This is a genomic window from Citrobacter sp. 21OH12SH02A-Citro, from assembly GCF_027919895.1.
GTDB lineage: Bacteria > Pseudomonadota > Gammaproteobacteria > Enterobacterales > Enterobacteriaceae > Citrobacter > Citrobacter braakii.
In genome coordinates, this window is sequence record NZ_CP114801.1 from 1,402,294 (window position 1) to 1,416,431 (window position 14,138).

The 14,138-nt window shown below is 56.6% G+C and carries 14 protein-coding genes; all 14 read left to right on the plus strand.

Annotation, left to right across the window (positions count from 1 at the left end; translation table 11 throughout):
• The first annotated feature begins 152 nt into the window (after positions 1–152).
• The 14 genes from maeB (at position 153) to eutB (ending at position 14,137) form a co-directional block, all read left to right on the plus strand.
• On the plus strand, positions 153–2,432 hold the full coding sequence (gene maeB / locus O6D90_RS06685) for an NADP-dependent oxaloacetate-decarboxylating malate dehydrogenase (RefSeq protein ID WP_016153959.1): 2,280 nt from the start codon (positions 153–155) through the stop codon (positions 2,430–2,432).
• 160 nt (positions 2,433–2,592) lie between these two features.
• The gene (eutS, locus tag O6D90_RS06690; protein WP_003037995.1) at positions 2,593–2,928 is read left to right on the plus strand and encodes an ethanolamine utilization microcompartment protein EutS; all 336 of its coding nucleotides are present in this window, start codon (positions 2,593–2,595) and stop codon (positions 2,926–2,928) included.
• 12 nt (positions 2,929–2,940) lie between these two features.
• Positions 2,941–3,420: an ethanolamine utilization acetate kinase EutP gene (gene eutP, locus O6D90_RS06695; RefSeq protein WP_016153958.1), complete on the plus strand. Its 480-nt coding sequence runs from the start codon at positions 2,941–2,943 to the stop codon at positions 3,418–3,420.
• A complete protein-coding gene (eutQ, locus tag O6D90_RS06700; protein WP_016157104.1) occupies positions 3,398–4,102 on the plus strand; it encodes an ethanolamine utilization acetate kinase EutQ in 705 nt (234 codons plus the stop codon). The genes eutP and eutQ overlap by 23 nt, the downstream gene beginning before the upstream one ends.
• A 9-nt stretch (positions 4,103–4,111) precedes the next feature.
• Positions 4,112–4,915: an ethanolamine utilization cob(I)yrinic acid a,c-diamide adenosyltransferase EutT gene (gene eutT, locus O6D90_RS06705; protein WP_016157103.1), complete on the plus strand. Its 804-nt coding sequence runs from the start codon at positions 4,112–4,114 to the stop codon at positions 4,913–4,915.
• On the plus strand, positions 4,912–5,928 hold the full coding sequence (gene pta, locus O6D90_RS06710; protein ID WP_016153955.1) for a phosphate acetyltransferase: 1,017 nt from the start codon (positions 4,912–4,914) through the stop codon (positions 5,926–5,928). Before eutT ends, pta begins: the two co-directional genes overlap by 4 nt.
• Positions 5,929–5,964: 36 nt before the next feature.
• On the plus strand, positions 5,965–6,258 hold the full coding sequence (gene eutM / locus O6D90_RS06715; protein WP_003835054.1) for an ethanolamine utilization microcompartment protein EutM: 294 nt from the start codon (positions 5,965–5,967) through the stop codon (positions 6,256–6,258).
• Between the two features lie 114 nt (positions 6,259–6,372).
• Positions 6,373–6,660: an ethanolamine utilization microcompartment protein EutN gene (gene eutN, locus O6D90_RS06720; RefSeq protein WP_016153954.1), complete on the plus strand. Its 288-nt coding sequence runs from the start codon at positions 6,373–6,375 to the stop codon at positions 6,658–6,660.
• Positions 6,661–6,671: 11 nt separating this feature from the next.
• Entirely contained in the window at positions 6,672–8,075 is a 1,404-nt protein-coding gene (locus O6D90_RS06725; protein WP_016153953.1) for an aldehyde dehydrogenase family protein, read from the plus strand.
• 12 nt (positions 8,076–8,087) lie between these two features.
• Positions 8,088–8,927, plus strand: coding sequence for an ethanolamine utilization protein EutJ (eutJ, locus tag O6D90_RS06730; protein ID WP_016153952.1), 840 nt, complete (start codon positions 8,088–8,090; stop codon positions 8,925–8,927).
• Positions 8,917–10,104 (plus strand): ethanolamine utilization ethanol dehydrogenase EutG, encoded by a 1,188-nt coding sequence (gene eutG / locus O6D90_RS06735; RefSeq protein WP_016153951.1) that lies wholly within the window; start codon positions 8,917–8,919, stop codon positions 10,102–10,104. The genes eutJ and eutG overlap by 11 nt, the downstream gene beginning before the upstream one ends.
• Positions 10,105–10,131: 27 nt before the next feature.
• Entirely contained in the window at positions 10,132–11,364 is a 1,233-nt protein-coding gene (gene eutH, locus O6D90_RS06740; RefSeq protein ID WP_016153950.1) for an ethanolamine utilization protein EutH, read from the plus strand.
• Positions 11,361–12,764, plus strand: coding sequence for an ethanolamine ammonia-lyase reactivating factor EutA (eutA, locus tag O6D90_RS06745; protein WP_016157101.1), 1,404 nt, complete (start codon positions 11,361–11,363; stop codon positions 12,762–12,764). The genes eutH and eutA overlap by 4 nt, the downstream gene beginning before the upstream one ends.
• Positions 12,765–12,775: 11 nt before the next feature.
• On the plus strand, positions 12,776–14,137 hold the full coding sequence (gene eutB / locus O6D90_RS06750; protein ID WP_003038029.1) for an ethanolamine ammonia-lyase subunit alpha: 1,362 nt from the start codon (positions 12,776–12,778) through the stop codon (positions 14,135–14,137).
• Position 14,138 lies beyond the last annotated feature (1 nt).

A 14,138-nucleotide genomic window follows, 5' to 3' on the forward strand; every position in this document is an offset into this window, starting at 1 on the left:
AGATGTTATAAATTGATAACAAATTCTTTCTTTGAATGGTGAGAGTATGGGGACCTTCAAAGTTTGTGCCGTTGACTAAGGTGATAATGTGCGGCTCAGTAGAATGGTTACCCGCGCCACTTTTTTGATAGATACGTGAAAGGAACAACAAGATGGATGACCAGTTAAAACAAAGCGCCCTCGATTTCCACGAATTTCCGGTACCCGGTAAAATCCAGGTTTCTCCGACCAAGCCTCTGGCAACCCAGCGCGACCTCGCGTTGGCCTACTCGCCGGGCGTGGCTGCACCGTGTCTTGAAATTGAAAAGGACCCGCTGGCAGCCTACAAATACACCGCACGCGGCAACCTGGTTGCGGTTATTTCCAACGGTACTGCGGTTCTGGGCCTGGGTAATATTGGCGCGCTGGCCGGTAAACCAGTGATGGAAGGTAAAGGCGTTCTGTTTAAGAAATTCGCCGGGATTGACGTGTTCGACATCGAAGTTGATGAACTCGATCCGGATAAATTTATCAACGTGGTAGCGGCACTTGAACCAACGTTTGGCGGCATTAATCTCGAAGATATCAAAGCGCCGGAGTGCTTCTACATTGAGCAAAAACTCCGTGAGCGCATGAATATTCCGGTATTCCATGATGACCAGCACGGCACGGCAATCATCAGTACTGCCGCAATCCTTAACGGTCTGCGGGTGGTTGAGAAAAATATCTCTGATGTGCGCATGGTGGTGTCCGGTGCAGGTGCGGCGGCGATTGCCTGTATGAACCTGCTGGTGGCGCTGGGGATGCAGAAACACAACATTGTGGTCTGCGACTCCAAAGGGGTGATTTACAAAGATCGTGAACCAAACATGGCGGAAACCAAAGCGGCATACGCAGTGGTGGATGACGGTAAGCGTACGCTGGATGATGTCATTGACGGCGCGGATATTTTCCTCGGTTGCTCTGGTCCGAAAGTGCTGACGCAGGAAATGGTTAAGAAGATGGCGCGTGCGCCAATGATCCTGGCCCTCGCCAACCCGGAACCGGAAATCCTGCCGCCGCTGGCGAAAGAGGTGCGTTCCGACGCCATCATTTGCACCGGCCGTTCCGACTACCCGAACCAGGTTAACAACGTCCTGTGCTTCCCGTTCATCTTCCGCGGCGCGCTGGACGTCGGCGCTACTGCCATCAACGAAGAGATGAAACTGGCCGCGGTACACGCCATTGCTGAGCTGGCGCACGCCGAGCAGAGCGAAGTGGTGGCCTCCGCCTATGGCGACCAGGACCTGAGCTTCGGGCCGGAATACATTATTCCGAAACCGTTCGACCCGCGTCTGATCGTCAAAATCGCCCCTGCGGTGGCGAAGGCGGCGATGGATTCCGGTGTGGCAACGCGTCCGATTGCCGACTTTGATGCTTACATCGATAAGCTGACCGAATTCGTCTACAAAACCAACCTGTTCATGAAGCCGATTTTCTCCCTGGCACGCAAAGCGCCGAAGCGTGTGGTGCTGACTGAAGGGGAAGAGGCGCGTGTACTGCATGCCACGCAGGAGCTGATCACTTTAGGTCTGGCGAAACCGATCCTGATCGGTCGTCCGAGCGTTATCGAAATGCGTATCCAGAAACTGGGTCTGCAGATCAAAGCGGGCGTCGATTTTGAGATCGTCAACAATGAGTCCGATCCGCGCTTTAAAGAGTACTGGAGCGAGTACTACCAGATTATGAAACGTCGTGGTATTACCCAGGAGCAGGCGCAGCGTGCGGTAATTGCCAACACCACGGTGATCGGCGCGATCATGGTGCAGCGCGGCGAAGCGGATGCAATGATCTGCGGTACGATAGGCGACTACCATGAGCACTTCAGCGTGGTGAAAGAGGTGTTTGGTCATCGCGATGGCGTGCATACTGCCGGGGCGATGAACGCCTTGCTGCTGCCAAGCGGTAACACCTTTATCGCCGATACCTACGTTAACGACGATCCTACGCCGGAGCAACTGGCGGAAATCGCCGTGATGGCGGCAGAAACCGTGCGCCGCTTTGGTATCGAACCGAAGGTGGCGCTGCTGTCGCACTCCAACTTTGGTTCATCTAACTGTCCGTCGGCCAGCAAAATGCGCGAAGCGCTGGAGCTGATTAAGGCGCGTGCGCCAGAGTTGATGATTGATGGCGAAATGCACGGCGATGCCGCGCTGGTGGAAAGCATCCGTCATGACCGCATGCCGGACAGTCCGCTGAAAGGCTCAGCGAATATTCTGGTGATGCCGAATATGGAAGCTGCCCGTATTAGTTACAACTTACTACGCGTTTCCAGCTCTGAAGGCGTAACGGTCGGCCCGGTGCTGATGGGGGTTGCGAAACCGGTTCACGTATTAACGCCGATCGCATCTGTTCGTCGTATCGTTAATATGGTGGCGCTGGCGGTCGTAGAAGCCCAAACTCAGCCGCTGTAATTTCACTTTAATTTATTTCCGGCGCGGGTTTCTCCCGCGCCTTTTTATTTCCCCTTTCTTAGTGATCCACTTCACCTTTTAAACATGGTTGCCGAATTTTGTTATTTACTCTGACAAAAAATTGCCACGATGAGGGCAGTTTTAGAGGAGGCGGTGAGCAATGGAAAAAGAACGCATTATTCAGGAATTTGTGCCGGGGAAACAGGTTACGCTGGCGCATCTCATTGCGCACCCTGGTGAGGAACTGGCGAAAAAGATCGGCGTTCCCGAAGCGGGCGCCATCGGCATCATGACGCTGACGCCAGGCGAAACCGCGATGATTGCCGGTGACTTAGCTATGAAGGCGGCAGATGTACATATCGGCTTTCTCGATCGATTCAGCGGTGCGCTGGTCATCTACGGCTCGGTAGGCGCGGTAGAAGAAGCGTTATTACAGACGGTAAGCGGTCTGGGTCGGTTATTAAATTTCACTTTGTGCAACCTGACAAAAAGTTAATCAGAGGCGGCGATGAAACGTATTGCGTTTGTCGGTACGGTGGGGGCGGGGAAAACAACGCTCTTTAATGCGCTACAGGGAAATTATTCCCTCGCCAGAAAAACACAGGCCGTGGAGTTTAATGAAAATGGCGATATCGACACGCCAGGAGAATATTTTAGCCATCCGCGCTGGTATCACGCCTTAATTACCACGCTGCAGGATGTTGATACGTTGATTTATATACACGCGGCAAATGATAAAGAAAGTCGCTTACCTGCCGGGCTGTTGGATATCGGCGCCAGTAAACGACAAATCGCCGTTATCAGCAAAACGGACATGCCGGATGCCGACGTCGCCGCAACGCGACAACTACTTCGCGGGATAGGGTTCCAGGAGCCGATTTTCGAACTCAACAGCCATGACCCGCGCAGCGTGCAGCACCTGGTGGATTATCTGACTGAGCTCAGCCAAAAGGAGGAAAGGGCAGGTGAAAAAACTCATCACAGCTAACGATATTCGTGCGGCCCACGCACGCGGCGAACAGGAAATGTCGGTTGTTCTGCGCGCCAGCATCATCACCCCGGAGGCGCGCGAAGTTGCGGAGCTGCTGGGCGTCACCATCAGTGAATGCGATGAATCCACGCCAACCGCTGCTGCTGTCGCACCGGCTGCGGTGGATGATGGCAAAACGGAAAGCCAGCGCATTCGCGAAACCATCATTGCGCAGTTACCGGAAGGGCAGTTTACCGAAAGCCTGGTCGCCCAACTGATGGACAAAGTCATGAAGGAGAAACAGTCGCTGGAGCAGGGCGGAATGCAGCCGAGCTTTAACTCTGTGACCGGCAAAGGCGGCGTCAAAGTCATCGACGGCAGCAGCGTGAAGTTTGGTCGTTTTGACGGCGCACAGCCGCACTGCGTGGGTTTAACCGATCTGGTGACCGACCAGGACGGTAGCAGCATGGCCGCCGGGTTCATGCAGTGGGATAACGCTTTTTTCCCATGGACGCTGAACTACGACGAAATCGACATGATTCTGGAAGGCGAGCTGCACGTTCGCCACGAAGGCGAAACCATGATTGCTAAAGCCGGGGACGTGATGTTTATCCCGAAAGGCTCCAGCATCGAATTTGGTACGCCATCGACGGTGAAATTTCTGTATGTGGCCTGGCCTGCGAACTGGCAGTCCTGCTAAGGCGGATGTATGAAGGATTTCATTACCGAAGCGTGGCTTAGAGCGAATCATACGCTCAGCGAAGGGGCTGAAATTCATCTCCCCGCTGATGCTCGCCTGACGCCATCTGCCCGGGAATTACTGGAAAGCCGACATCTGCGCATTAAGTTTATCAACGAGCAGGGCAGCCTGTTTATTGATGACGAAGAACTGCAGCCGCAGCCGGTGCATGGTTTAACCAGCAGCGATACGCATCCACAGGCCAGTTGCGAACTGTGTCATCAACCGGTGGTGAAGAAAGCAGACACGCTGACGCATCTGACAGCGGACAAGATGGTCGCTAAAAGTGACCCGCGCCTGGGATTTCGCGCCGCGCTGGACAGCACCATCGCCCTGGCCGTGTGGTTGCAGATAGAGCTGGCGGAACCGTGGCAGCCGTGGCTGGCGGATATCCGTTCGCGTCTGGGCAACATTATGCGCGCCGACGCTATCGACGAGCCGCTGGCAGCACAAGCTATCGTCGGGTTAAGCGACGAAGATTTACACCGGCTTTCGCATCAGCCGCTGCGCTATCTGGACCACGACCATCTGGTGCCTGAAGCCAGTCATGGCCGTGATTGCGCGTTGCTTAATCTGCTGCGTACCAAAGTTCGTGAAACGGAGACGGTGGCGGCCCAGGTATTCATCACCCGTAGTTTTGACGTGATGCGACCGGACATCATGCAGGCGCTCAATCGCCTTTCCAGTACGGTCTACGTGATGATGATTCTGAGCGTAGCGAAGCATCCACTGACGGTTAGCCAAATTCAACAGCGACTGGGGGAGAAGCAATGATCATTGAACGTGCTCGTCAACTCGCCCAGCGCTCACCTGCACGGGTGGTGTTCCCGGATGCGCTGGATGTTCGGGTGTTGAAAGCGGCAAATTACCTGCATCAGCACGGTCTGGCACATCCTGTTCTCGTCGCCAGTCCGTTTGCGCTGCGCCAGTTTGCCCTCAGCCATCGGGTGGCGATGGATGGCATTCAGGTTATCGACCCGCAAAGCAACCAGTCCATGCGTGAAGAGTTTGCGCTGCGCTGGCTGGCCCGCGCGGGAGATAAAACGCCTGCAGATGCGCTGGAAAAACTCAACGATCCGCTGATGTTCGCCGCCGCCATGGTTAGCGCGGGTAAAGCTGACGTCTGTATTGCGGGCAATTTGTCGTCGACAGCAAACGTGCTGCGCGCTGGGTTACGCATTATTGGGCTACAGCCAGGCTGTAAAACGCTGTCGTCAATTTTCCTGATGCTGCCGCAGTACCTCGGGCCGGCATTAGGGTTTGCCGATTGCAGCGTCGTGCCGCAGCCCACAGCCGCGCAGCTGGCGGATATTGCGATTGCCAGCGCGCAGACATGGCAGGCGATTACCGGTGAAGAACCGCGCGTGGCCATGCTGTCGTTTTCAAGTCAAGGCAGCGCTCGTCATCCCAACGTCGCTAACGTGCAGCAGGCTACGGAGATCGTTCGTGAGCGTGCCCCGCAGCTTACCGTGGATGGGGAACTGCAATTTGATGCCGCCTTTGTTCCGGATGTCGCCGCGCAAAAAGCGCCCGCCAGTCCGTTAAAGGGCAATGCCAATGTGATGGTCTTCCCATCGCTGGAGGCAGGCAATATTGGCTACAAAATCGCCCAGCGTCTGGGAGGGTATCGTGCCGTAGGTCCGTTGATCCAAGGGCTTGCCGCACCGCTTCATGACCTCTCTCGCGGCTGTAGCGTACAGGAAATTATCGAACTGGCGTTGGTGGCAGCAGTGCCGCGTCAGACTGACATGAGTCGTGAAAACGCCTCACACACACTGGTTGTTTAGGTCCCGTTCTGGACCCCTTAATGAGAGGAAAACACAATGGAAGCATTAGGAATGATTGAAACCCGGGGCCTGGTTGCACTGATTGAGGCTTCTGACGCAATGGTTAAAGCGGCACGCGTGAAACTGGTCGGCGTGAAGCAGATCGGCGGCGGTCTGGTTACTGCAATGGTCCGTGGCGACGTAGCGGCATGTAAAGCCGCAACGGATGCTGGTGCTGCTGCTGCACAGCGTATTGGTGAGCTGGTTTCCGTACACGTAATCCCGCGTCCGCATGGCGATCTGGAAGAAGTGTTCCCGATCAGCTTTAAAGGCGACAGCAACGACATGTAAGTCGTCCATGTGACGCCACAGACTTCATTGCTGGCGTCACCCTCTCTCCTTTTCACATTACCTTCTGCGGAGGGTAGGGGGAGGTTTTACCTGAAATATGCCACGGAGGCGCGTATGAAACTGGCAATCGTCACAGGACAAATTGTTTGTACCGTACGCCATCAGGGGCTCGCGCACGACAAGTTGCTGATGGTGGAAATGATTGATGCCTGCGGAAATCCCGACGGGCAATGTGCTGTTGCTATCGACAGCATTGGGGCGGGAACCGGAGAGTGGGTGCTGCTGGTCAGCGGAAGCTCAGCCCGTCAGGCGCACCGTAACGAATCATCACCTGTCGATCTGTGCGTGATTGGCATTGTTGATGAAGTGGTGGCAGGTGGTCAGGTGATCTTCCATAAATAAGGCAGAAAATCATGAATCAACAGGATATTGAACAGGTCGTGAAAGCGGTACTGCTGAAAATGAAAGACAGCAGCCAACCCGTCAGTGCCGTTCAAGAAATGGGCGTTTTTGCCTCCCTGGATGACGCAGTGGCGGCAGCAAAACTGGCCCAGCAAGGGCTGAAAAGCGTTGCCATGCGCCAACTGGCTATCACGGCTCTACGTGAGGCGGGCGAAAAACATGCCCGAGAATTAGCGGAACTTGCCGTCACAGAAACCGGCATGGGACGCGTTGAAGATAAATTTGCCAAAAATGTGGCGCAGGCACGCGCCACGCCGGGCGTGGAATGCCTGTCTCCACAGGTTCTGACCGGTGATAACGGCCTGACGCTGATTGAAAACGCGCCGTGGGGCGTGGTGGCCTCGGTGACACCGTCCACCAACCCGGCTGCGACCGTTATTAACAACGCCATCAGCCTGATTGCGGCTGGCAACAGCGTGGTCTTCGCACCGCATCCGGCTGCCAAGGGCGTGTCTCAGCGCGCTATCACTCTGCTTAACCAGGCGGTAGTTGCTGCAGGCGGACCGGCAAACCTGCTGGTTACCGTGGCCAATCCGGATATTGAAACCGCCCAGCGTCTGTTTAAGTACCCAGGCATCGGCCTGCTGGTGGTGACCGGCGGTGAAGCCGTAGTGGATGCCGCGCGTAAGCACACCAACAAACGTCTGATTGCCGCCGGTGCGGGAAATCCGCCGGTGGTGGTTGATGAAACGGCTGATCTGGCACGCGCAGCCCAGTCGATCGTCAAAGGCGCTTCGTTTGACAACAACATTATCTGCGCCGACGAAAAAGTGCTGATCGTGGTCGATAGCGTCGCTGATGAGCTGATGCGTCTGATGGAAAGCCAGCATGCAGTCAAGCTGACCACGGCTCAGGCCGAACAGCTGCAACCGGTGCTGCTGAAAAATGTCGATGAACGCGGTAAAGGCACGGTCAGTCGTGACTGGGTAGGTCGCGACGCAGGAAAAATCGCTGCGGCGATTGGTCTGAACGTACCGGAGCAAACCCGGCTGTTGTTCGTCGAAACCTCTGCGACTCACCCGTTTGCCGTAACCGAACTGATGATGCCGGTTCTGCCGGTCGTGCGGGTCGCCAACGTCGATGAGGCCATTGAACTGGCGGTCAAGCTTGAAGGCGGCTGTCACCATACGGCGGCGATGCACTCGCGCAATATCGACAACATGAACCGCATGGCCAACGCCATTGATACCAGCATTTTCGTTAAGAACGGACCGTGCATTGCCGGTCTTGGACTCGGCGGCGAAGGCTGGACCACGATGACCATTACCACGCCAACCGGGGAAGGGGTGACCAGCGCACGCACGTTTGTGCGTCTGCGTCGCTGTGTGTTGGTGGATGCCTTCAGAATTGTATAAGGAGTGAACGACATGGCGCACGACGAACAACGTTGGCTGACACCCAGATTGCTAAAAGCGGCAACGCTATGTAACCAGACGCCCGTAAAGAGCGATTCACCGCTGTGGCTGGGCGTGGATTTGGGGACGTGTGATGTGGTGTCGATGGTTGTCGACAGTGACGGACAGCCGGTTGCGGTTTGCCTGGACTGGGCCGACGTCGTGCGCGATGGCATCGTCTGGGATTTCTTCGGTGCGGTGACTATCGTTCGTCGCCATCTCGATACGCTCGAACAACAGTTGGGTTGCCGCTTTACCCACGCGGCAACCTCGTTTCCACCGGGAACTGACCCACGGATCTCGATCAACGTGCTGGAATCTGCCGGGCTTGAAGTCAGTCATGTGCTCGACGAACCGACCGCGGTGGCAGACCTGTTGCAGCTTGATAACGCTGGCGTGGTGGATATCGGTGGCGGTACCACCGGGATTGCGATTGTGAAGCGAGGCAAGGTGACTTACTCCGCCGATGAAGCGACCGGCGGGCACCACATTTCTCTGACGCTTGCCGGGAACCGTCGCATCCAGTTGGAAGAGGCGGAGCAGTACAAACGCAGCAACGGTAAAGAAATTTGGCCGGTGGTTAAGCCGGTCTACGAAAAAATGGCGGAAATTGTGGCTCACCATATTGCCGGACAGGGCGTGGCAGATTTATGGCTGGCCGGTGGTTCCTGTATGCAGCCGGGCGTTGATGAACTGTTTCGTAAGCGTTTCCCGGAACTGCAGGTGCATTTACCCCAGCACAGCCTGTTTATGACCCCGCTGGCGATTGCAAATAGCGGAAAAGAAAAAGCGGAAGGAATCTATGCAAGCTGAATTGCAGACCGCGCTCTTTCAGGCATTCGATACCCTGAATCTGCAACGCGTAAAAACGTTTAGCGTTCCACCGGTTACGTTGTGTGGACTGGGAGCGCTCAGTACCTGCGGACAGGAAGCACAAACGCGCGGCCTGACGCATATGTTCGTCATGGTCGACAGTTTCCTGCACCAGGCGGGGATGACCGCCGCACTGGAACGCAGCCTGGCGATGAAAGGTGTGGCGATGACGCTGTGGCCATGTCCGGTGGGCGAACCGTGCATTACGGACGTCTGCGCGGCGGTCGCGCAACTGCGTGAATCGAAGTGCGATGGCGTAGTGGCCTTTGGTGGTGGTTCCGTATTGGATGCCGCAAAGGCTGTGGCGTTGCTGGTGACCAATCCCACCCAGACGCTGGCTGACATGGACGAGAGCAGCGCGTTACGCCCGCGTCTGCCGCTGATTGCCGTACCGACTACCGCAGGAACGGGTTCAGAAACCACTAATGTCACGGTGATTATCGACGCCGCGACCGGGCTTAAAAAAGTGCTGGCCCACGCAACCCTGATGCCGGATGTGGCGATTCTTGACGCCGCGCTGACGGAAGGTGTGCCCGCACACGTAACGGCGATGACCGGGATCGATGCGCTGACGCACGCTGTTGAAGCGTATAGCGCTCTGAACGCGACGCCGTTTACCGACAGTCTGGCGATTGGCGCGATTGCGATGATAGGTAAATCGCTGCCGAAGGCCGTTGGCTATGGTCAGGATCTGGCGGCGCGAGAAAGCATGCTACTGGCTTCCTGTATGGCCGGGATGGCGTTTTCCAGCGCAGGGCTGGGCCTGTGTCACGCGATGGCGCACCAGCCGGGTGCGACGCTGCACATTCCACATGGACAGGCTAACGCCATGCTGCTGCCCACAGTAATGGGTTTCAACCGCATGGTGTGTCGTGAGCGTTTCAGCCATATCGGACGGGCGCTAACCAACAAGAAGTCGGACGATCGCGATGCCATCAACGCCGTCAGCGAGTTGATTAGCGAAGTGGGCCAGACCAAACGACTCTCTGACGTTGGGGCGAAGCCCGAGCATTACAGCGCATGGGCTCACGCCGCGCTGGAGGATATTTGTATTCGCAGTAACCCACGCACCGCCACGCAGGCCGACATTATCGCGTTGTATGCGGCGGCACAATAAATACACATATGACAGGGAGTGAAGGTTATGGGAATTAACGAAATCATCATGTACATCATGATGTTCTTTATGCTGATTGCCGCCGTGGACAGGATCCTGTCGCAATTCGGCGGTTCGGCACGCTTCCTCGGTAAGTTCGGGAAGAGTATTGAGGGATCGGGCGGCCAGTTTGAAGAAGGTTTTATGGCGATGGGCGCGCTGGGTCTGGCGATGGTCGGTATGACCGCGCTGGCACCGGTACTGGCGCATGTGCTCGGGCCGGTGATTATTCCACTGTACGAAATGTTGGGTGCTAACCCGTCGATGTTTGCCGGAACGCTGCTGGCGTGCGATATGGGCGGCTTCTTCCTGGCGAAAGAACTGGCGGGCGGCGACGTTGCGGCGTGGCTGTACTCTGGCCTGATCCTCGGGGCGATGATGGGGCCGACGCTGGTCTTCTCTATTCCGGTTGCGCTGGGGATTATTGAGCCGTCCGACCGTCGTTATCTGGCGCTGGGCGTGCTGGCGGGGATCGTCACCATTCCGATTGGCTGTATTGCGGGTGGTTTGATCGCGATGTACTCCGGTGTCGAAATCAACGGGCAGCCGGTGGAGTTCACCTTCGCGCTAATCCTGATGAACATGATCCCGGTGCTGATCGTTGCCGTGCTGGTGGCGCTGGGACTGAAATTCATCCCGGAAAAAATGATCAACGGCTTCCAGATCTTCGCGAAATTCCTGGTGGCGCTGATCACCATCGGTCTGGCGGCAGCGGTAATCAAATTCCTGCTCGGCTGGGAACTGATTCCGGGTCTTGATCCTATCTTCATGGCACCGGGTGACAAGCCGGGTGAAGTGATGCGCGCCATCGAAGTTATCGGTTCTATCTCCTGCGTGCTGCTGGGTGCGTACCCAATGGTACTGCTGCTGACCCGCTGGTTTGAAAAGCCGCTGATGAGCGTCGGTAACCTGTTAAAAATCAATAATATCGCGGCTGCTGGCATGGTGGCGACGCTGGCGAACAACATCCCAATGTTCGGCATGATGAAGAATATGGATACCCGCGGCAAAGTGATCAACTGCGCCTTTGCGGTCTCCGCAGCCTTCGCTCTGGGTGACCACTTAGGTTTCGCCGCGGCCAACATGAACGCGATGATCTTCCCAATGATTGTCGGCAAGCTGATTGGCGGCGTGACGGCGATTGGTGTGGCTATGCTGTTGGTACCGAAAGACGAAGATGTTCCGGCACCAGCAGAAACCAACCCGGAGGCGCAATCGTGAATACTCGCCAGCTACTCAGCGTCGGTATCGATATCGGCACCACCACCACTCAGGTCATCTTCTCGCGCCTTGAGCTGGTCAACCGTGCGGCAGTGTCGCAGGTGCCGCGTTACGAATTCATCAAACGCGAAATTAGCTGGCAAAGCCCGGTGTTCTTTACCCCCGTTGATAAGCAGGGCGGGCTGAAAGAGGCCGAACTTAAGGCGCTGATCCTCGCCCAGTATCAGGCGGCGGGAATTGCGCCTGAGACCGTCGATTCCGGCGCGATCATCATCACCGGAGAAAGTGCCAAAACCCGCAACGCGCGACCAGCGGTGATGACGCTCTCTCAGTCGCTGGGGGACTTCGTGGTTGCCAGCGCCGGTCCGCATCTGGAATCAGTGATTGCCGGTCACGGCGCAGGGGCTCAAACCCTGTCAGAGCATAAGTTGTGCCGCGTACTGAATATCGACATCGGTGGCGGGACGTCGAACTACGTCCTGTTCGATGCCGGAAAAGTCAGCGGTTCGGCCTGCCTGAACGTCGGCGGACGGCTGCTGGAGACAGACGGTCAGGGGCGGGTGGTGCATGCGCATCAGCCAGGACAGATGATTGTTGATGACGTATTTGGCCCTGGCACCGACGCCCGGACCCTTAATGCGGCGCAGCTTGTTCAGGTGGCCCGACGGATGGCGGCGCTGATCGTTGAGGTGATTGACGGCACGCTGTCACCGCTGGCGCAGGCGCTGATGCAAACCGGTCTGTTGCCGACGGGTGTGAAGCCGGAAGTGATTACGTTGTCCGGCGGGGTGGGCGAGTGCTACCGCAACCAGCCTGCCGATCCATTCTGTTTTTCCGATATTGGGCCGCTGTTAGCGACGGCGCTGCATGAACATCCGCGCCTGCGTGAGATGAACGTGCAGTTCCCGGCGCAAACCGTGCGCGCCACGGTGATTGGCGCCGGTGCGCATACGCTGTCGCTTTCGGGCAGCACCATCTGGCTGGAAGGTGTGGCGCTTCCGCTGCGCAATCTGCCGGTGGCGATTCCGGTTGATGAGGCTGATTTGGTGGCCGCCTGGCAACAAGCGCTGATGCAGCTCGATCTGGACCCGCAAACAGACGCTTACGTGCTGGCGCTACCCGGTTCGCTGCCGGTGCGCTACGCCGCGCTGTTAACGGTTATTGATGCGCTACTGGCCTTTGTCGCGCGCCATCCGAATCCGCATCCCCTGCTGGTGGTAGCCGAGCAGGATTTTGGTAAAGCCCTGGGCATGCTGTTACGCCCACAGTTACAGCAACACCCGCTGGCAGTCATCGATGAGGTGGTTGTCCGGGCGGGGGACTATATCGACATTGGTACGCCTCTTTTTGGCGGATCGGTTGTGCCGGTGACGGTGAAATCACTCGCATTTCCTTCCTGAGGGAACGACTTATGAAACTAAAGACCACATTGTTCGGCAATGTTTATCAGTTTAAGGATGTTAAAGAGGTGCTGGCAAAAGCCAACGAACTGCGTTCGGGGGATGTGCTGGCAGGGGTAGCTGCAACCAGTTCGCAAGAGCGAGTGGCGGCCAAACAGGTGCTGTCGGAAATGACGGTAGCGGATATCCGCAACAACCCGGTGATTTCCTATGAAGAGGACTGCGTGACGCGTCTGATTCAGGACGACGTCAACGAAACGGCCTATAACCGCATCAAAAACTGGAGTATCAGCGAGCTGCGCGAGTACGTGCTGAGCGATGAAACCTCCGTTGATGACATTGCGTTTACGCGCAAAGGATTAACGTCGGAAGTGGTCGCAGCGGTTGCAAAAATCTGCTCTAACGCGGACCTGATCTACGGCGGTAAGAAAATGCCGGTGATCAAAAAGGCCAACACCACCATTGGTCTGCCGGGCACCTTCAGCTGTCGTTTACAGCCGAACGACACCCGTGATGACGTGCAGAGTATTGCGGCACAAATCTACGAAGGGCTGTCCTTCGGGGCGGGCGATGCGGTGATTGGCGTTAACCCGGTAACAGATGACGTGGAAAACTTAAGCCGCGTACTTGATACCGTGTACGGCGTCATCGACAAATTCAATATCCCGACCCAGGGCTGCGTCCTGGCGCACGTTACTACCCAGATCGAAGCCATTCGTCGCGGCGCGCCGGGCGGGCTGATTTTCCAGAGTATCTGCGGCAGCGAGAAAGGCTTAAAAGAGTTTGGCGTTGAGCTGGCCATGCTGGATGAAGCGCGTGCAGTGGGCGCTGAGTTTAACCGTATCGCCGGGGAAAACTGCCTGTACTTCGAAACCGGACAAGGGTCTGCGCTCTCCGCTGGCGCTAACTTCGGCGCCGATCAGGTGACGATGGAAGCACGTAACTACGGTTTGGCGCGTCACTACGATCCGTTCCTGGTGAACACCGTTGTCGGCTTTATCGGGCCGGAGTATCTCTACAACGACCGTCAGATTATTCGCGCGGGTCTGGAAGATCACTTTATGGGCAAGCTGAGCGGCATCTCAATGGGCTGCGACTGCTGCTATACCAACCATGCTGATGCTGACCAGAACCTCAACGAAAACCTGATGATTCTGCTCGCCACCGCTGGCTGCAACTACATCATGGGCATGCCGCTCGGTGACGACATCATGCTCAACTATCAGACCACCGCCTTCCACGACACCGCGACCGTGCGCCAGTTGCTGAACCTGCGTCCGTCGCCGGAGTTTGAACGCTGGCTGGAAACCATGGGCATTATGGCAAACGGTCGCCTGACCAAACGGGCGGGCGATCCGTCACTGTTCTTCTGAT